We start from the raw sequence: 19,021 nt of genomic DNA, 5'->3' as shown, positions 1-19,021 counted from the left end.
ACGTTTGCCGCGACCGGCACTAAGGTGTAGTCACGAAGAATTCATGTCGAAGCGTCCCATGGCGGTAACAAAAGAAGAAATTGTAGAACACATTAAGCGGATTGCCCGCGCGGAAGGCAGCGCACCCGGTCGGCAGCGTTTCGAGGCAGTCACCGGGGTCAAACGCCATGAATGGTATGGGCTGCATTGGGCGCGGTGGGGTGACGCACTCAAGGACGCAGGCTTAACCGCAAACGGATTTCAAGGGCAGTTCGACAAAGAACACGTATTGAATGCTTACGTGTCCTTGATCGCGAAGCTTGGCCGCGTCCCAACCGAAGGTGATATTCGTATTGAGAGGCGCGCGAACGATTCCTTTCCGTCGCACTCCACTCTGGCCAATCACATCGGCTTAAGGCGAGATAGGCTGGTTGCCGCGTTAGACCATGTAAGACAGCATGGGCTTGGCCAAGAAGCCGCAAAAATTCTGTCCGAAGCAATCGAGGCATTGCCACCGGCAAGCAACGAAGAAGACGTTGTTGAGCGTCTTGGCCCCGTCGCGACCGGCTATGTCTACATGCTAAAATCTGGTAATTTCTACAAAATCGGCAAGACGAATTCTATCGACCGACGGCAGTATGAAATTGGCCTACAGCTTGCCGAAGTTCTTGAGCCAATTCACAGCATAGAAACCGACGACCCTAGCGGCATTGAAGCTTATTGGCACAATCGCTTCAAGGATAAGCGCATGAATGGCGAATGGTTCAACTTGGATGCCAGCGACGTTCGCGCGTTCCGTTTACGGAAGAAGTTCATGTAAAAAGCCGCGCCCGAAGGCGCGGTAGTTGGCACTTAGCCTTGCTCTTGCCCGTAATTGGGCAAGCCCGAGTAAGTTAGACTTCGACCCGCGACGCTTCGGCTTCGGCTACGACGGCGGGGTTGTAGTACGCCCCGTGAATGTCGCCGATAAGTGGTTAGTAGTTCTTCAAGGTCTTCTGCACGTCCAAGCCTTCGTTAAGCGCCTTCCAACCGTCAGGTGCCCACAACCCGGCGATGTTGCCCGCCATGATCGTATGCACGTCTTTGCCAAGCCCCATCATCTGTCGGGGGCCGTTGTAGATCGCGGCGGCGACTTCAAGGTTTTCGCGGTAGGCTTCGTTGATAAGGGCCATGCCTTCGGCGGTGCCTTTACTTTCGCGCAACCGAAGGGCCGAAGCGCAAGGCGCTCATCCGGCGGTGGTGGCGCCCGACTACTTCATGCTCTTTCAGCAGTTCGCTCAGCAGAACGTGCGAGCCGAATCCACCCTGCGTGAACGCGGCCTTGCCGAAGCCTATGAGCGCGGCCGGACGGACGCGCGAGGCGACACGCCTCCCCACCGGCGAAGCGCGATGAGGTCTCACCGGCTCCGTCTGCCGCGTCTTCATCCTCGCTCCCGGATGATGGCACGGCATCGCAAGCCGTCGCGTCAGCGCGTCAGGCTACCGAAGAGCGTTGGCAGCCGTTCGGGCAGGCGGCGGACATGGTCGATCACTGCGAACTCACCGGCACCGAAGATGCGCTCCACATATCGATCGGCCAGCGGGTCGAGGCTGAGGCAATAGGTGCGCACGCCCTCCGCGCGCAGGTCTTCCACCGCCTTCTTGGTGTCCATGCGCAAATGCTGCGGATCGCGTTCGTCGATATCGGCGGGTGCGCCGTCGGTAATCATCAGCAACAGCCGATGGCTCTCCCGCCGCTGCGCCAGGTAGCGGCCGGCATGCCGCATCGCCGCGCCCATTCGCGTCGACAATCCGCCCGACATGCCGGCAAGCCTGGCCTTGACGTCGGCATCGAAGCGCTGGTCGAAGTCCTTGAAGCGGACGTAGCGCACATCTTGGCGGCCGTTGGAGGCGAAGCCGTGGATGGCGAAGGGATCGCCGATGCCGGAGATGGCGGTGGCCAGCAGCGCGCAGGCCTCGCGGGTGAGATCGATCACCGTGCGGGTCGAGCCATGCACCACCTCATTGGTCGATTGAGAAAGGTCGATCAGGATCAAAGCTGCCAGATCGCGGCGGCGAATGAGATTGCGCATGGTGATGCGGGCATCCGGCTGCCGCCCGAGACGCAGCATCACCATGGCGTCGACGGCGGCGCCGAGATCGAGCTCATCGCCGTCCTCCAACCGGCGCACGCGCTCAAGGCCCTGCGGGCGAAGCTGGTCGACGATGCGGCGGATGCGCTGGCCGATGGCTTTTTGCTCTGCCAGCATCTGGTCGATCACGGCGGGGGCTCCCCGGCTCGCAGCATGCTCACGCAGGGTCGTCCAGTTCGGACGGGCGAGCTGCATCTGGTAGTCCCATTCTGGATAGTGCACCGGCGCGGAGACCTGCGGCCGTCCCTCGCGCTGATTGTAGGAGACGCCCTCATCCTCGTAAGGAAAAAGCTCCGAGCCGAGCACCCAGACCTCCTGCGCATCCTCGCCGGCATTCTCCACGTCGATCTCGTTGATGAATTCCATCAGTCCGACCCGGCGGCGGATGGACGCTTCGGGGTCCGGCTCCCCACCGAATTGGTCGAGGCGTTCGAAATGCTCCGGCTCCCACAGGAAGCGATTGTCGTCGCGCCATGGCAGACGCAGGCGCTCCAGCATACGCAGGCTCGGCATCGCTTTGCGTGCCGTGAGCTTGTCGGCCAGCGACCGCCCGAGCATGAAGGAAAGCCCCGGCTCATCGGCACCGATCTGGGCGTGAAAGCCTTCGGCGAAGGCGTCGAGTTCAGCATCGCCGGTCCGGGCCCCCGGTTCCAGCAGCGCCATCGCCAACCGTTCCAGGAGCCCGACCGTGGGGTGGGGCGGAGGATCGGCGAGTTCGGTCGGCATCAGAGCCCGCCATAGCCGGCGCATACCGGGAAAGCGGCAGGCAGCCAGGTGCTCCACGCGCGCGTCCTCCAGGAAACCGATGAGGAAACGTTCCGCCGGCGACAATCCCTCGCCAGACGGCGGCCGCTTGGTGGAGACGAGGTGGGCCGCCATATGCGCAGCCATGGCGCGGTAGGTGTCGAGGCCGCAGACGGCGCCGTGGGCATCGGTGGCGTCGGGCAGATGCAACCGCCCCGCCTCGATGAAGCAAGACGGCCCACCCTCGTGGGAAATGGTCGGCCGCAGCGCGAAATCGCGCCCCCAGAAAGCTCGCAGATAGGCAGAGAGCCTCCTATGGCTGTCCACGAACAAGGTGCCGCGCCGTTCGCGTTCCAAGACGGCGCGACTTTCCTGCGACTGGAGCCCGAAATAGCTGGTCTGGGCCGCGACATCCCGGTGATGGGCCTCCGCGCCGAACTCCGTCCAGGCACGCAGCCCCGACAGCGTCAGCTTGCCGAGCAGTTCGTCGATATGACCGAGCATAGGCCGCAGCCCGCGCGGCGCGCGAGCGGCCAGCCGGTGCAGAAGCTGCAGATAGACCGTCAGCAGGGCGGCGTCGCTCATTCGGCTGGCGGCGATGGCAAGGCTGCGAAAAACGAGCGTCAGAACCTCGCCGGAGGTCATGGAGGCGAGCTTCATCACGGCAAGCCGGCAATCGCGGATCGCCCCCTCGCCGCACTCTTGCGCCACCGTCGGCATGGCGCCGAGATAGGCGGCAACGACGGCGCTGCCTTTGCCGAGCCGGGCGAGGCCGCACGCCCCTTCGAAGAGATCCTCCAGCGCGGCCGGCGACAATTGCCGCACCGCGTCGCTGTAGGTGGCCGCAGCCAGATCGGCGAGCTCAGGCAGGGTGGCAACGAGCTCGGCTTGATACGCCTGCGCTTGGGTGCTCATGCTGATCGTCTTTTGCCATCCGGTGTCATGGGCGCCTACACACCGAAGAAGGTGTCGATCGCCGCATCGAGCGTGTCCTGCATGTCCGGGTCGTCGGTGATCGGACGCACCAGCGCCATGCGGCAGGCGTCGCTTGCGGGAATGCCCATGGCGATCAGCCGGCCTGCATAGACGAGAAGACGGGTGGAAATGCCTTCATCGAGGCCGTGGCCGCGCAGGTTGCGGCTGCGCTGCGCCACCTCCACCAGCTTTGCCGCCGTCTGCGCTTCGACACCGGCCTCATGGGCGACGATCTCCACTTCCGTCTCCGCCGCGGGAAAGTCGAACACCATGGCGCCGAACCGCTGGCGGGTCGAAGGCTTCAGGTCCTTGGTCAGGCTCTGGTAGCCGGGATTGTAGCTGATGACGACCTGGAAGTCCGGATGCGCCTCCACGACCTCGCCCTTCTTCTCCAGCGGCAAGGTCCGGCGATGATCGGTGAGCGAATGGATGACGACGACGGTGTCCTGCCGCGCCTCCACGACCTCGTCGAGATAGCAGATCGCGCCGATTCGCGCCGCCAGCGTCAGCGGCCCGTCGCGCCAGACGGTGCCGTTGATGTCGATGAGGAACCTGCCGACGAGATCGGCCGCGGTCATGTCTTCGTTGCAGGCGACCGTGATCAGCGGCCGTTGCAGCTTCCACGCCATATACTCCACAAAGCGCGACTTGCCGCAGCCGGTCGGCCCTTTCAGCATGACCGGCATGCGCACCGCATAGGCGGCCTCGTAGAGGTCGACCTCGTTGGCGAGGGGACGATAATAGGGCTGGGCTGCGACCCGGTAGGGGGTGCTTTGGATCTCGTTCATCGCATCTGTCCTGTGTGGCCGGCAGGCGGCCGGCGGAGAACGCAGCCGGGCGATGTGGCTGCGCGGACGCCGGCCGCCTGTCGTCAGACGTTGATGGGAGCGCGATGCACCACCATGGAGGTGCCTTGCGTCTGGGCGATGTTGTCGTAGCCGATGAGGCGTATGTGATGGCCCGGATTGGCGGCGCGGCAGGCCTCGATCTCGTCAAGGACACGCTCGATATCCGTCTCGCCGAACATCGGCAGCTTCCACATATACCAATAATGGCCTGTGGCGTGGCTCGGCTCGGTGTGCTCGATGGCCGGGGTCCAACCGCGCTCCACGATGTAGTTGATCTGCTTGCGCAGGGCTTCCGCATCCATCGGCGGCAGGTAGGAGAAGGTCCCCAGCCTGCGGCTGTTCGGGTCGGAGATACGCGAGGAATAGTCTTTCATCTCGGTCATGGTGATCGGTCCAGATTTGGCGTTGCAGGTGAGACAGGCGGCTCAGCGGTGCGGTGCGTCGAGCTTATCGACGACGTCGAACTCGAACCGGACCTCGCGCCAGGTCTCCATCGCCATCTTCAGTTCGGAACTGGTCTTGGCGGCAGCGGTGAGAATGTCCTTGCCCTCGCGCTCCACCTCGCGGCCATCGTTACGCGCCTGAACGCAGGCTTCCAGCGCGACGCGGTTGGCGGCTGCACCGGCGGCGTTGCCCCAGGGATGGCCGAGCGTGCCGCCGCCGAACTGGAACACCGCATCGTCGCCGAAGATCGACAGGAGCGCGGGCATGTGCCAGACATGGATGCCGCCGGAGGCGACCGGCATCACCGGCGCCATTTGCCCCCATGGCTGATCGAAGAAGAGGCCGCGGCTGCGATCTTCCTCAACGTGGCGCTCGCGCATCAAGTCGACCCAGCCAAGCGTCGCCTCGCGGTCGCCTTCCAGCTTGCCGACCACCGTGCCGGAATGCAGGTGGTCGCCGCCCAGCAGGCGCAAGAGCTTCGCCAGCACGCGGAAATTGATGCCGTGGCGCGGATTGCGGTCGATGACGCCGTGCATGGCGCGGTGCACGTGCAAGAGCATGCCGTTGTCGCGGCACCAGCGCGACAGGCTTGAATGCGCCGCCCAACCGATGGTGAGATAATCGCTCATGATGATCGGCGAGCCGATTTCCTTGGCGAACTCGGCGCGGCGGTAGATCTCCTCCATATTCGGCGCGGTGACGTTGAGATAGTGGCCCTTGCGCTCGCCGGTCTCCTCCTCGGCCTTCTCGATCGCCTCCTGGCAGAACTCGAACCGGTCGCGCCAACGCATGAAGGGCTGCGAGTTGACGTTCTCGTCATCCTTGGTGAAGTCGAGCCCGCCGCGCAGGCATTCGTAAACGGCGCGGCCGTAATTCTTCGCCGACAGGCCGAGCTTGGGCTTGATGGTGCAACCGAGCAGCGGACGGCCGTATTTGTCGAGCTTGTCGCGCTCCACCCGGATGCCGTGGGGCGGACCGTCGCAGGTGGTCACGAACCAGAGCGGAAAGCGCACATCCTCCAGCCTGAGCGCACGCACCGCCTTGAAGCCGAAGACGTTGCCGACGAGCGAGGTGAAGACGTTGACGATCGAGCCTTCCTCGAAAAGGCCCATCGGATAGGCGATGAAAGCGTAGAAAGCTTCATCGTCGCCGGGCACGTCCTCGATCGCATAGGCGCGGCCCTTATAATAGTCGAGGTCGGTGAGCAGGTCGGTCCACACCGTGGTCCAGGTGGCGGTGGACGATTCCGCGCACACCGCGGCAGCGGCCTCCTCGCGCGGCACGCCCGGTTGCGGGACGATCTTGAACGCCGCCAGGATGTCGCTGTCCTTGGGCGTGTAATAGGGATCCCAATAGGTCTCCCGATATTCGCGCACGCCTGCTTGATAGCTTTTTAGCATTAGATGCCCCCTTTGCTGCCGATCCCTCCAGGTGAGGTCGGTCACGACCGGCAAATAGGCGCTCGCTTGCATAAACAAAAATTAATTGTTTCAATGGTAATGATTTACTTTTTATTATGATAGAAACGGGGCCATGCATCTCACATTGCAGCAACTTCGCCTGTTCGAGGCCGTGGCGCGGCACGGCCATTTCACCCGCGCTGCGGAGGAATTGCATCTGACGCAGCCGGCGGTCTCCATCCAGCTCAGGCGGCTGGAAGACAATGTCGGCGCCAAACTGTTCGAGCATATCGGCAAGCGCTTCTTCCTTACCGCGGCCGGGCAGGAAGTGCGCGCCGCCAGTGCCGATATCCTCGGCCGCCTGCAAGCGCTGGAGCGGTCGCTTGAGACGCTCGCCGACACGATGGCTGGCCCGCTGCGGCTTTCCGTCGTCACCAGCGCCAAATACTTCCTTCCGCACCTCTTGGGCGCCTTCATCGCCGATCACCCGGCCGTGGTTCCCAGTCTGATCGTCACCAACCGCGAGCGCCTGCTTGAGCGGCTCGTCGCCAATGAGGACGACTTCGTTATCATGGGAAAGGTGCCTGACGACCTTGCGGTGGAAGTGCGTCCGTTCCTGGAGAACCTCATCGTCGTCGCGGCCCATCCGCGCCACCCGATGGCTGCGGGGCGTGGCATCGCACCTGCACAGATCGTCAAGGAACGCTGGCTGGTGCGCGAGGCCGGCTCCGGAACGCGATCGGCGTTCGATCGCTATCTGGCCGAGCATGGCGTGAGCATCACGCCCTATATGGAGCTCGGCAGCACCGAGGCGATCAAGCAGGCGGTGATGGCCGATCTCGGCGTTTCCGTGCTGCCGCTGGCAAGCATGCGCCTGGAGTTGTCCAGCGGACGCCTCGCACTGCTTGACGTGGAAGGCTTTCCGCTAAGCAGGCGCTGGAACGCGGTATGGCTGAAGGGCAAGACGCTGCCGCGTGTGGCTGAGGCCTTCGTGGAGTTTCTGAATGGCGTCTCAGAGGCTCCGGCCTCTCCGCCGCCCCCTCTCGTTTCGAGCCCGCTCGGTTGACGCCCCGGCTAGCGCGCCGCTGAAATCCTCATGCTCGGCGTAGAGGCTCGGCGTCACCACGGTGGCGATGTCGACTTCACCGGCCGAGGAGGGCGGATGGGCCGAGACGAAATGGGCAAGCCGCTCCTCGTCGCAGGCGCCGGCGACGGCGAGAAGCTCGCGGTCGAGCAGCCGGCTCCACGACCAAGGCAGCCCGCCGCGGCAAAAGTCTCGTTGAAGGCCTTTCGGTGCAGCTCCTCGGTTTTCGACAAGGTGCCCTCGGGGTCGAAAATCAGGGCAGCAAGCATCGTCCCCCAGTTGCGCCGCCGACCAGGCCCGCAGCCGCGTCAAACACACAATACATTGATATCATTGAGGAACATTGGTTTCGGGCGTGCCGCCACAATTCCATTGTCTGTCCACCTAACCTTCTTGCCATGCTATTTTGGGCAAGGAGGATCGCCGCATGGGACAATCATCGACAGCGAAGAAGGCGACGCTGCAGGATGCCGCGAGCAAGGTGGCTCAGCAGCGTCTGAGCGTGCTGGAAATGGCCAGGGAGCTCGGGAACGTCGCCGAGGCGTGCCGGCGGCGTGGCCAAGCAATACCGAGACTGATTCCCCGGTCCGGCGATCGCCCGTTCGTGTGGGCAAGCATCGACAGCGCGACCCGGTACGAGCGGCGCAGTCTCACACACCTCCTCGGCGACGGTGGGGGCAAGACGCGTCGGCGTGCCTTTTCAAATTTGCCAGGGCCTCACAATACTTATCCATTCTTGAAATACACAGATATGTTGCATATATCCTCGCATAAAAGATACATGTATATATGAACTACACTTTTCGGTATCGCACATTATGTTGACAATAATGAATAAATCCCCTCCTCCTTGCACCGGCCTGCTCGATCCGACGCAATTCTTCTCCAGGTCCGACCAAGATTGGCAGGCGGAGCCATTTTATTGCAGACGGAGGCCTTCCATTTTGGAGGCGCCGACCGCCACGCACCGGCGCACCTTGCAGACGACGCCGGCGAGGACGGCCGTCGCAATCGGGAGCCGAGCACGAAGGGCGCCCGACCGAGGCCGGCGCCGAGACGGGATGGCGAAGCCGCCGAGATGTCGAGGCAGGCTTAGCGCCAGCGGCGTGCCGCTTGGGGCCGGCCGTCAGACGACCTTCACGGTGATTTCGCCCACGCCTTCGATGCTTGCCAGCATCGTGTCGCCGCGCTCCACGGCGCCGACGCCGGAGGGGGTGCCGCTCATGATGAGATCACCGGGCTGAAGCGTGAAGAAGCGCGAAAGGATCGAGATCATCTCCGGCACCTTCCAGAGCATCTGGTTGAGGTCGCCTTCCTGCCGCGTCTCGCCGTTGACCTTGAGCTCCACCTTGCCGCGGTCCGGGTGGCCGATGCGGCTGGCGGGGACGAGCGGGCCGCAGGGCGCCGACGCTTCGAAGCTCTTGCCCACCTCCCAGGGGCGGCCGAGCTTCTTGGCCTCGCCCTGGAGGTCGCGACGGGTCATGTCGAGCCCAACGCCGTAGCCATAGACATGCTGGAGAGCGTCCTCAACGGCGATATCGGCGCCGCCCTTGGACAGCGCGACGACCATTTCCACCTCGTGATGCACGTCGGAGGATAAGGCAGGATAGGGGAAGGTTCCGTCGGTGATGAGCGCCGCGCCGTGCTTGACGAAGAAGAAGGGCGGCTCCTTGTCGGGGTCGTGTCCCATCTCCACGGCATGGGCGGCGTAGTTGCGGCCGATGCAGAAGATGCGGTTGACCGGAAAAAGCTCGCTCGTGCCTTCGACCGGCAGGGTCGGGACCGGGTTGGGGGCAATCACGAAACCGGCGGTCGGATTGGCGCTCAGTGCGCTTTCGCTCATTGTCAGCTCCTCACATGTGCCTCGTATTCGATGCGCCTTTCCAGCCGCCCGATCAGGTCCGCCATGGTCAAGGCAAAGGTGAACAGGAGGACGATGCCCGCCCAGAAGTGAGCCATCAGGAGATTCTGCTGGTAAAGCGAGAACAGCGCGCCGACGCCGATGATGGAGACCAGCAACTGGCCGATGACCACGCCCTTGAAGCCGACATCCCTGGCGTTGATGGTCGCCTGGTGCTCACTCATCACCTCCACGATCGATTGCATCTGGGCGCACAGAAGCCTGCCTTGGCGGCTCTGCGGATCGGCGTCGCGCGGAGCAAGTTGCCGGCGCTACGGGGCAACCGGTGAGGCAGACCGGCGACGAGGGCGCAGCTGACGCCATGCGGTCACCAAAGCCAAGCCCGCTGCCGTCAAAAGAAGTCCCAGAGAAAGTTCGCTCCCCCAAAGGGCCGTGAGGTCTCCACGCGAGATCAGCATGACGCGCCGGAAATGCTCCTCCAGCAAGGGACCGAGGACGAAGCCGAGAATCAGCGGCGCCAGCGGATAGCGATTGCGCGTCAGGCCCCAGCCCACGACCCCGATGAGGATCGCCAGCAGGACGTCGAAGAGGCTGTTGCGGGCGCTATAGACGCCAAGGAGAATGAAGATGGCGATGACGCCCGAAAGATAATGATGAGGCACGCGCGTGATGCGAGCCCACAGCCCGATAAAGGGGACGTTGAGTGCGAGCAGTATCACGTTGCCAATCCAGAAGCTCGCGATCAGGCCCCAGAAAAAGTCGGGCTGCGAGGTCATGAACTGCGACCCCGGTATGATCCCGTGCAGGGTCATGGCGGCAAGAAGAATGGCCATGACCGCATCGCCGGGGATGCCCAGGCTCAGCGTCGGGATGAAGGCCGATTGGACGGCAGCGTTGTTGGCCGCCTCGGGTGCCGTGACGCCCTCAATCGCGCCCTTGCCGAACTTTTCGGGGGTGCGCGAAATCTTCTGCTCCAGCGAATAGGCGAGGAAGGCCGCGACGGTCGGTCCGGCGCCTGGAAGCGCCCCGATGAGCGAACCGACCGCCGTTCCCCGCACGCACGGACCGTACATTTGCCGCCTTTCCTGACGGTCGGGCAACATGGCACGCAGCCGGTAGGATTCGGCTGGCGCGGAAGGCGCATGGCGGCGGCTGACATTCTCCAGCAGTTCGGAAATTCCAAACAGACCCATCGTGAGGACGAGGATACCGATCCCCTCGGTCATCTCCGGAAAGCCGAAGGTGTAGCGCATCGCGCCCGTGGTCATGTCCATGCCGAAAGTGCCGAGCAGAAGCCCGAAAAAGGTCATCGCCGCGCCCTTGGCCGCGCTGCCAGATCCCATGGAGAGAGCCGCGACAAGACCGAGGACCATGACGGCGAAATACTCCGCCGAGCCGAAGCGCAGCGCCACATTCGCCAGCACCGGCGACACCGCCATGAGCAGGACAATCGCTATGCTGCCACCGACGAAGGAAGCGATCGTCGTGACGAGGAGAGCCGTGCCGGCCTTGCCCTTCTGCGCCAAGGGGTAACCGTCGAGACAGGTCACCGCCGCCGTCGACGTGCCGGGTATGTTGAGCAGGATGGCGGCGGTCGAGCTGCCATATTGGGAGCCATAGAAGATTCCCGACAGCATGATCAGGGCAGTCAGTCCGTCGAGCCCGAAGGTCATCGGCAGGACGATGGAGATGCAGGCGGCGGCGCCGATACCCGGCAATGTTCCGACAAGCGTGCCCAGGAGGACCCCGAGAAAGCAGAAAAGCAGTTGCTCGGGGCCGAGCGCCATCATGAAACCCTGGACGATGTTATCCATCTTTGCGCTTGCTTCTGTTGTCCGGGATGGCGGGGCAGCGCGGCGGCGTCAAAGCGGCAGGCCGAGCAGGACGACGAAAAGCAGATAGCAGATCGCGGTCAGGATGCAGGCGAAGAGGATCGCCCGGAAAAGCGACCTCTGCCCGCCGATCAAGCAGACGAGAGCCACGCACGCCACCGATGCGACAGCAAAGCCGACCTCGCGGAACAGGAACACCCAAGCCACCAGCACGACCACAAGCATGGCGGCGTAATGCTTGCGTTCAGGAGCGCCGCTGTCGGCCGGGTGGGTTCGGCGCGTTTCACCCGAACGTCGGGATCGGGCGAGCTGAACGAGCGGCGACAGCAGCGCGAGGGCCGCAGCCGCAAAAAGCCCCGCCGAAAGCACAAAGGGATATCCGCCAGGCCCGGGCATGCGAAAACTGCCGGTGCCGTAGCCCCAGGCCTGCCACATGGCCCACCCGGCGCCTGCCATGAGCGCCAACGAGACCGCGGCTTCAGGCAACGCGTTTCGATCGCACCGCTGCGTCATGCGGGGGAACTCCTGCAACGCCATCCAAATCACGGCACTGCCGGTGCGGAAAGGCCCGGCGGCCGACCGCGGATCACGCATACCAGCGCTGTTCCGCCTACTCACCCCCCTGTCGCCCTCTTGCGACAGCGATGAATTAATGTCAACAGTTTGACCCGAAAGAGCTCATCCCCGCAGCAACTTCTGCAAGAATCGCTTTTCCTGTCGAGCTTCCAGCCACCGCTCTTCCCAATTCAGCTTCGGCTTTTCTCTCAGACGGAGAAATGTGTTGACAGTTTAGCCGCGCGCCACGACGATTTCGCCAGATGCATCCGGGACCTCTCCCGATGGGCGCGAAGGCGCGCAAGACCCCGGCATAGGCATGAACGAGAAAGAGTATCAATGAGCAGAGCCTTCCCCGCCGCGCATGTTCAACTCGGTTGTCCAGCTTCCGCAGGATGGATCGCGACCGGGCGTGGAGAACATCTTGAGTGAAACGACAGGGCTCAACGCTCCGATGCCCATCGAAGCAGATGTGGAAGTGGACGTACTGGTCATCGGCGCGGGCGGTTGCGGACTGGCCGCGGCCATCGCGGCGCATGAGGCGGGGGCGGAGGTCGCCGTCGTGGAGAAGGGGAACGCCATCGCAGGCAACACCAGCCGGTCGAGCGGCTCCATACCCGGCGCTGGCACCCGCTTCCAGGCCGAGAAGGGCATCGTCGACGATGCCGAACGGTTTGCCGCGGACCTGCTTCGCGTCAGCGGCGAGCACGACGCGCCGCATCTGACGCGGCGCCTGGCGGAGGTCTCGGCCGAACTCGTCGAATGGCTGGCCGATACCGCCCGCGTCGAGCTGGAGCTGATCGACACCTATCGCCATGTCGGGCACAGCGTCCACCGCCTGCACGCACCGCCCGACAAGCGCGGCGTAACCTTGATGGACGGCCTCTTGCGCGAAGCGGAACGACGGGACATTCCGGTCGCCTTCGGCAATCCCGCGACCTCCCTGATCGTGGCCGACGGCGCCGTGCTCGGCGCCGAAACGGAGAACAACCAAGGCGAGCGCGTCAGGATCGCCGGCAAGGCGACCATTCTCGCCGTCAACGGCTTTGGCAGCGACCGGGAGCTGGTGCGCCGCTATTGTCCTGCCGCCGGCGAGGCGGAATATGCCGGCGCTCCCACCTCGGAAGGCGAGGCTCTGCGCTGGGGGCTGCCTCTTGGCGCGGCAACCGGCAATCTGGGCGCCTATCAGGGGCACGCCTCCCTCGCCGATCCGCATGGCGTCCTGGTGACATGGACGCTGGTGGAGAAGGGCGGCATCATCGTCGACAGCGCCGGTGCGCGCTTTGCCGACGAATCCATCGGGTATTCCGCCTTCGCCGAAAAGGAGTTTCTCCGGTCCGGCCCCTTCTACGTGATCTACGACGCGGCCATCTGCGAGGCGGTCGCGGCCAACCAGGAGGAGTTCGGCAAGCTCGTGGAGATGGGCGGGGCCCTCGCCGCAGAGGACGCCGCAACGCTCGCCGCCCGCCTCGGGCTGGATGCGGCTGCGCTGGAGGCGACGCTTCTCGCCGCGCGCCAGGCCGCCGAAGGCACCGCGGCCGACCGGTTCGGCCGCACGGCGTGGGGCAACGGAGCGCTCGGGGGAGAGCTACGCGCAACGCGGATCGTGCCGGCGCTGTTCCACACCCAGGGCGGGCTGGCGGTGGACGCCGATGCGCGCGTCCTCAACACGCAGGGCCGCCCCATACCCGGCCTCTTTGCCGGAGGCGGAGCCGCCGCCGGCATCAGCGGACGAGAAGGCAGCACGGGGTATGTCTCCGGCAATGGTCTCCTGGCGGCTTTGGGGCTCGGTCTCATCGCCGGGCGCGCCGCTGCGGCGGCTGCCGCCGAGACGCGGCGGGAGGCATGTTGATGCGCCCCGACGCCTCTTCGGCTGGCCTTACCTCAAGGCTTTCGACCTTCGCGGCCGTCGCACGCCTCAGCGATCTGGAGCCCGCCGCCCGGCGCGTGGCAACGATGCAGGCCCTCGACGGGATCGCATGCATCCTTGCCGGAAGCACGAGCCCGCGCGTGGCCAAAAGCCTGGAGCTCGCCCAAACCCTGGAAGGCAGGGTGGAAGCGGCGAACGCCGTGCCGGTGATCGGCACCGGCTTGCGCGGCGGCGTAGCTTCTGCCGCCTACGCCGTGGCGGCCGCCTGCCACGCGCTGGAATACGATGACGGCAACCGGGAAGGCTCGGTGCATCCGGGAGCCGCTGTCGTCCCTGCGGCGCTGGCGGTCGGATACCGCAACAATGCGAGCCTCGGCGAGGTGATCGATGCCATCATGGGCGGCTACGAAATCTGCGTCACGGCCGCCGAGATCATGAACCCCCAGGCCATGAGGCGCGGCTTCCAGCTGACCCCGGTCGCCGGGGTCCTTGGGGCGGCGGGGGCGGCCGGGCGGCTCCTCGGCCTCGACGCACAGCGCATGGAGCGGGCGCTCGGACTTGCCGGCAGCGCGTCGTCAGGGACCTTCGCCTATCTGGCGGGCGGCGGCGACGTCAAGAAACTGCATCCCGCGCATGCAGCACGATGCGGCGTGCACGCTGCCTTCGCCGAGGCAACGGAGCTCGCTGTCGGACCCAGGGCCGTTCTCGAGGGGCCCCGCGGCCTTCTCTTTGCCTTTGCGGGCCTAGGCCCGGAAAACGCGGAACGTCCGGTCGGCGGCGAGCGGCCGGCGATCTGCCGCAGCTACCTCAAACCGTATCCCTGCTGCCGCCATGTGCATTCCGCCATCGAAGCGCTTGCCAGCATCGTGGCGGAGCAGCAGGTCGGCGCGAAGGAGATCGCCGGCATCGAGGTGGAGACCTATGCGGCAGCCATGGCGCACGCGCCTCTGGCCTGGGACACGTTCGAGATCGCGCAGCTTTCCTTCCCCTATCTCATGGCAGTCACCGCCACCCACGGCACCGTCGGCCTGGCGCATTTCGATGCCCGGCACCGGGAGGATGCGGAGCTCGCCGCGCTCGCGGGACGGACGCAGATTCGCGAGGCGGAGGACCTTTCCGCCTCCTATCCCGCGGAGAGCCCGGCGCGCGTGCGCCTGCGCACGAAAGACGGTCGCACCTTCGAGGCGGCCTCGCGCCACCCTCCAGGGGCGCCGGAGGCCCCGCTGACCGACGACGCCTTTGCCAACAAGTTCTCAGAATGCGCCCGACTGGCGCCTCGACTGGCCGACCCGGACGGCCTTCTCGATCACCTGATGTCGGCAGCGCCGGATACGCCGTTGCGACGCATCGTCGACGAAAGCCTGGTCCCCCCCTCCTAACGGGCCCGTCGACGGAATGGCTGCGCGAACGCTCCGACAGAACGTCGCCCAGTGAGACACATGAAAGGAAATCACATGAAGCTCAGGCGCCTACTCGCCACGTTCGTGGCCACGTTCGGACTGGCCCACGCCCCGGCGATGGCTCAGGACTATCCGGACGGGGACGTCACCATCATCGTTCCCTTCGCCGCCGGCGGCGCGACGGATTATTTCGGCAGGCTCACCGCCGACTATCTCTCTCGCGCTCTCGATGCGAATGTCGTGGTGGAGAACAGGCCCGGCGGCGGCGGCAACATCGGCTCCGACGTCGTCGCCAAATCGGACCCCGACGGGACGACGCTGCTGCTCGGCGCGGCGGGCAATATCGGCATCAATCCGAGCATCTTCGCCGACATGCCCTACGACCCGGCCAAGGATCTGGTGGCGGTGGCGCCGATCGCCGGCAGCATGAACGTCCTCGTCGTCCATCCCTCAATTCCGGCCGAGAGCGTTGAGGAACTCATCGCATACGCCAAGAACGAAGAAGGCGGGGTGAATTTCGCCTCCTCCGGGATCGGCGGGACCCTGCATCTATCGGGCGAACTCTTCAAACTGCAGGCCGGCGCTGCGATGACGCATATCCCCTATCAGGGAAGCGGCCCGGCGATGGTCGACCTGCTGGCAGGCCGCGTGCCGATCATGTTCGACAACATCCCCTCTTCCCTGCCCCATATCCAGGACGGCGCGCTGAGGCCGCTCGGCGTGACCGGGCCTGAGCGCTCACCGGCCCTGCCGGATGTGCCCACCATTGCCGAAGCCGCCCTGCCCGACTTCAGCGTGGTGACCTGGTTCGGCCTGTTCGCGCCGGCGGGCACGCCGGAGCCGATCGTGGAAAAGCTTCACGCGGCTCTGTCGGAGATGACGAGCGATCCGGCGGTGGCAGAGCAGATCCGCGGCCGCGGTTCGGAGCCGATGTCGATGCCGGCGGCCGAGTTCCAGCAGCTTGTCCGCGACGACATCGCCAAATGGGCCGAGGTCGTCGCCAACGCGGACGAGCCGATCAGCCGCTGATCTCAGCGCAGCGCATCCCGGCCCGCCGGTGCCGGGGTGCGATGTGCGGACGGCGCACGCAGAACCGGATCGCGAGAATTTCCAATGGACGCATTTTCCGCGGGCTTGCTCGAACTTGCCGAAGCCTGCCACGCCACCGCCGCAAACGAGCTGCCGCCACAGGTGCGGCAGCGCGCCGTGCGCGTCATCAGCGACGATGTGGGCGCCATCCTGTCGGCAGCTGGGGAGCCGGAGATCGAAGCGGCCCTTGCCGCCGCCACGAAACGCGACGGCCGTCCTGAAGCGAGCGTGTACCTTACCGGGCTGCCGCGACTGACGTTCGAGGACGCGATCTACCTCAATTCGCTGGCCGGCTGCTGGTGCGAACTGGATGAGGGCTATCGCCCGGTCACCTGTCACGCGGGACTTTACACGCTGCCGGCCCTTCTGGCGGAAGCGGAGCGGTGGGAGCTCAGCGTCGACGACGTCGTGCGCTGTCTCGTGCTCAGCTACGAGATCTGCGCGCGGATCGCGGAATGCTTCCGGTTCGCGACGCCGAAGGTGCATGCCCACGCCCTCTTCGCCCCCATCGGCGCGATGGCCGCCACGCTTCTGGCGCGCCGTGCGCCGGCGCTGACCCTGGCGCAGGGCATTGCAACCGCGGCGACGCTCGCCTCGATCGGGCCGCGGGTTCACCTGGCGCGAGGCTACCTGTCGCGCAACCTCTGGTCGGCCACAGGAGCCGTCGCCGGCTGGCAGGCGGCCGGGATGGTCGAGATCGGCATCCATGCGGGCCAGGAAGCGCCGCTCGATGTGTTCGGCGACCTCCTCGGCGGTGCCGGTCGCACCGAGGCGCTGACGGAAGGTCTGCGGGAGGATTGGGCCATCTGCAAGGGCTATCACAAGCTCTATGCCTGCTGCCAACACGGGCATTCCGCGGTCGAGGCGGCGCTCGCATGCGCCACCGACCCTGCCTTCGAGGTGAACAAGGTCGGCGATATCGAGGTGCAGAGCCATCCCCTGGCTCTCGGTCTCAGCAACCCTCGCCCGCAGACCATTCTGGGCGCCAAATTCTCCATGGAGCACATGGTCGCCGCCGCGCTCCGCTACGAAGAAGGCGGCCAGACCGCCTTCTCCAGCGCCTCCCTCGACGATCCCGTCGTCGCCAGATTGCGCGAGCGCGTTCAACTCCGCCCAATCTCGCCGCCCAAAGACCCGCGCTTCGACCGGGCCTCGCGCGTGATCGTGCATCTGGAAGACGGCGTGGCGCTCGATCAGACCTGCCTGGTATCAACGGGCAGTCCGGACCGTCCAGTGAGCGAGGCCGCCTTCGCGGACAAGCTCAGGAAGGCCGGCGGCGACACGCTACCGGGTCTCGCCGGGTTCGCCGAAGCGGGCGGCGCGGGGATCGGCCAACTCGCCTGGCGCGCCGTCGTGGAGGAGATGCGCCGGCCACCGACCCAGGCGGCAGCCTCCGAAGCCTAGATGTGCTCACACCTTGATGGAATCGTTCCTGGCTAGGTGACAGCGGTTCAGGAGGCTATCTTCCTCAGATCCTTCACCCGGATCGCCTTGCCCTGCGAACGCGGCACCTCGCCCGAAGACTTGATGACGATATCGCAGGTCACCCCGATCATCGATTTGATGTGATGGCGCACCTCGCCGGCCTTCCTGGCGCGAGAGGCTTCATCGCAGGACGCATCGGCGGCAAGCTCGACCTCCACGGTGATGCTATCGAGCGCGTCCTTGCGCGTCAGCACGAGCTGATAATGCGGCGCAAGGTCGGGCAGACCGATGAGCACGGCTTCCACCTGCGAGGGATAGACGTTGACGCCGCGGATGATCAGCATGTCGTCGGTGCGCCCGGTCACGCGCATGATGCGCGTGTGGGTGCGCCCGCAGACGCAAGGCTCGTCGGTGAGGCGCGTGATGTCGCGCGTGCGGTAGCGGATCATCGGCAGCGCCTCCTTGGTGAGCGTGGTGATGACCAGCTCGCCCGTGGCGCCCATCGGCAGCGGCTGCAGCGTCTCAGGATCGACGACCTCGAAGAGGAAATGATCCTCCCAGCCGTGCAGGCCGTCCTGCGCCACATGGCACTCGCAGGCGACGCCGGGGCCCAAAATCTCCGACAATCCGTAGATGTCGACGGCCTTGATTCCGAGACGGGCCTCCAGTTCGCGTCGCATCTCCTCGCTCCACGGCTCCGCACCGAAGACGCCGAAGCGCAAGGGCAGCGTGCGGATGTCGACCCCCATGCCGGCGGCGACCTCGGCGATGTTGAGCGCGTAGGAGGGCGTGGCGCACAAAATGTCGGCCGCGAAATCCTGCATCAGCGTGACCTGGCGCTCCGTGCCACCGCCGGAGACCGGAACCACGGTGCAGCCGAGCCGCTCGGCGCCGTAATGGGCGCCGAGCCCGCCGGTGAAAAGGCCATAGCCATAGCCGTTATGGACGATATCACCCGGTTCCGCCCCGGCGCTGGCGAGCGAGCGCGCCATCAGTTCCGACCAGGTGTCGAGATCGCCCCTGGTGTAGCCGACCACGGTAGGCTTGCCGGTGGTGCCGGAGGAGGCGTGCAGCCGCAGCACCTTCTCGCGCGGCACCGCGAAAAGCCCGAAGGGATAATTGTCGCGAAGATCGGTTTTCACCGTGAAGGGAAAGCGCGCCAGATCCTGAAGCGTCCTCAGATCATCCGGCGCGACGCCGGCCGCATCGAATTTCCGTCTGAAGGCCGGCACCTTGGCATAGGCGTGGGCGAGCGTTTTCTTGAGACGATCGAGCTGCAGCGCGGCAAGCTGGGCGCGCGGCATGGTTTCGATGTCAGGATCGAACATGAAGGCTTTCGCATCCTCAACTGCCGTCGCGATGCTCATGGTTCCCCCCTTCTCG

The 19,021-nt window shown here is 65.2% G+C and carries 16 protein-coding genes and 1 pseudogene; 7 read left to right on the top strand and 10 right to left on the bottom strand.

Annotated features, from left to right (window positions below; genetic code table 11):
* Positions 1–43: 43 nt before the first annotated feature.
* The gene (locus tag Q331_RS22090; protein ID WP_034492644.1) at positions 44–799 is read left to right on the top strand and encodes a GIY-YIG nuclease family protein; all 756 of its coding nucleotides are present in this window, start codon (positions 44–46) and stop codon (positions 797–799) included.
* Between the two features lie 154 nt (positions 800–953).
* On the opposite strand, the gene Q331_RS0115795 is transcribed toward Q331_RS22090, so the two are convergent.
* The 5 genes from Q331_RS0115795 to Q331_RS0115770 form a co-directional block, all read right to left on the bottom strand.
* Complete coding sequence (locus Q331_RS0115795) at positions 954–1,151, bottom strand: hypothetical protein (protein ID WP_026381473.1); 198 nt, start codon at positions 1,149–1,151, stop codon at positions 954–956.
* Between the two features lie 294 nt (positions 1,152–1,445).
* On the bottom strand, positions 1,446–3,770 hold the full coding sequence (locus Q331_RS0115785) for a nitric oxide reductase activation protein NorD (RefSeq protein WP_026381471.1): 2,325 nt from the start codon (positions 3,768–3,770) through the stop codon (positions 1,446–1,448).
* Positions 3,771–3,805: 35 nt separating this feature from the next.
* Positions 3,806–4,618, bottom strand: coding sequence for a CbbQ/NirQ/NorQ/GpvN family protein (locus tag Q331_RS0115780; protein WP_026381470.1), 813 nt, complete (start codon positions 4,616–4,618; stop codon positions 3,806–3,808).
* Between the two features lie 83 nt (positions 4,619–4,701).
* A complete protein-coding gene (locus tag Q331_RS0115775) occupies positions 4,702–5,061 on the bottom strand; it encodes a ribulose bisphosphate carboxylase small subunit (protein ID WP_026381469.1) in 360 nt (119 codons plus the stop codon).
* A gap of 42 nt (positions 5,062–5,103) precedes the next feature.
* On the bottom strand, positions 5,104–6,522 hold the full coding sequence (locus Q331_RS0115770; RefSeq protein ID WP_026381468.1) for a form I ribulose bisphosphate carboxylase large subunit: 1,419 nt from the start codon (positions 6,520–6,522) through the stop codon (positions 5,104–5,106).
* A 133-nt stretch (positions 6,523–6,655) separates the two neighbouring features.
* Here Q331_RS0115770 and Q331_RS22085 point away from each other — a divergent pair, with 133 nt between their 5' ends.
* Both Q331_RS22085 and Q331_RS24200 read left to right on the top strand, forming a co-directional pair.
* On the top strand, positions 6,656–7,588 hold the full coding sequence (locus Q331_RS22085; protein WP_051631248.1) for a LysR family transcriptional regulator: 933 nt from the start codon (positions 6,656–6,658) through the stop codon (positions 7,586–7,588).
* Positions 7,589–8,033: 445 nt separating this feature from the next.
* Positions 8,034–8,165: pseudogene (locus Q331_RS24200) on the top strand (IS481 family transposase); the annotation flags it as partial.
* Positions 8,166–8,732: 567 nt separating this feature from the next.
* Here the strand turns inward: Q331_RS24200 and Q331_RS0115760 are convergent.
* The 4 genes from Q331_RS0115760 to Q331_RS22080 form a co-directional block, all read right to left on the bottom strand.
* A complete protein-coding gene (locus tag Q331_RS0115760; RefSeq protein ID WP_051631247.1) occupies positions 8,733–9,449 on the bottom strand; it encodes a fumarylacetoacetate hydrolase family protein in 717 nt (238 codons plus the stop codon).
* 2 nt (positions 9,450–9,451) lie between these two features.
* Positions 9,452–9,712, bottom strand: coding sequence for a hypothetical protein (locus tag Q331_RS0115755; protein WP_026381466.1), 261 nt, complete (start codon positions 9,710–9,712; stop codon positions 9,452–9,454).
* A gap of 66 nt (positions 9,713–9,778) precedes the next feature.
* A complete protein-coding gene (locus tag Q331_RS0115750; RefSeq protein ID WP_210164974.1) occupies positions 9,779–11,257 on the bottom strand; it encodes a tripartite tricarboxylate transporter permease in 1,479 nt (492 codons plus the stop codon).
* 72 nt (positions 11,258–11,329) lie between these two features.
* Entirely contained in the window at positions 11,330–11,893 is a 564-nt protein-coding gene (locus Q331_RS22080; protein WP_084175098.1) for a tripartite tricarboxylate transporter TctB family protein, read from the bottom strand.
* 385 nt (positions 11,894–12,278) lie between these two features.
* Here Q331_RS22080 and Q331_RS0115740 point away from each other — a divergent pair, with 385 nt between their 5' ends.
* The 4 genes from Q331_RS0115740 to Q331_RS22070 all read left to right on the top strand — a co-directional run bounded on the left by Q331_RS0115740 (position 12,279) and on the right by Q331_RS22070 (position 17,617).
* Positions 12,279–13,706: an FAD-dependent oxidoreductase gene (locus Q331_RS0115740; RefSeq protein ID WP_245615694.1), complete on the top strand. Its 1,428-nt coding sequence runs from the start codon at positions 12,279–12,281 to the stop codon at positions 13,704–13,706.
* Complete coding sequence (locus Q331_RS22075) at positions 13,700–15,103, top strand: MmgE/PrpD family protein (RefSeq protein WP_084175097.1); 1,404 nt, start codon at positions 13,700–13,702, stop codon at positions 15,101–15,103. Before Q331_RS0115740 ends, Q331_RS22075 begins: the two co-directional genes overlap by 7 nt.
* A gap of 75 nt (positions 15,104–15,178) precedes the next feature.
* Complete coding sequence (locus Q331_RS0115730) at positions 15,179–16,153, top strand: Bug family tripartite tricarboxylate transporter substrate binding protein (protein WP_245615692.1); 975 nt, start codon at positions 15,179–15,181, stop codon at positions 16,151–16,153.
* Between the two features lie 84 nt (positions 16,154–16,237).
* The gene (locus Q331_RS22070) at positions 16,238–17,617 is read left to right on the top strand and encodes an MmgE/PrpD family protein (protein WP_051631245.1); all 1,380 of its coding nucleotides are present in this window, start codon (positions 16,238–16,240) and stop codon (positions 17,615–17,617) included.
* A 47-nt stretch (positions 17,618–17,664) separates the two neighbouring features.
* Here Q331_RS22070 and Q331_RS0115720 read toward each other — a convergent pair whose 3' ends face one another.
* A complete protein-coding gene (locus Q331_RS0115720; RefSeq protein WP_026381461.1) occupies positions 17,665–19,005 on the bottom strand; it encodes a phenylacetate--CoA ligase family protein in 1,341 nt (446 codons plus the stop codon).
* Between the last annotated feature and the right edge of the window lie 16 nt (positions 19,006–19,021).

Origin of the sequence: Afifella pfennigii DSM 17143 (assembly GCF_000688515.1) — a bacterium.
Taxonomy (GTDB): Bacteria; Pseudomonadota; Alphaproteobacteria; order Rhizobiales; family Afifellaceae; genus Afifella; species Afifella pfennigii.
This window is presented reverse-complemented; position numbering and strand designations above follow the sequence as displayed.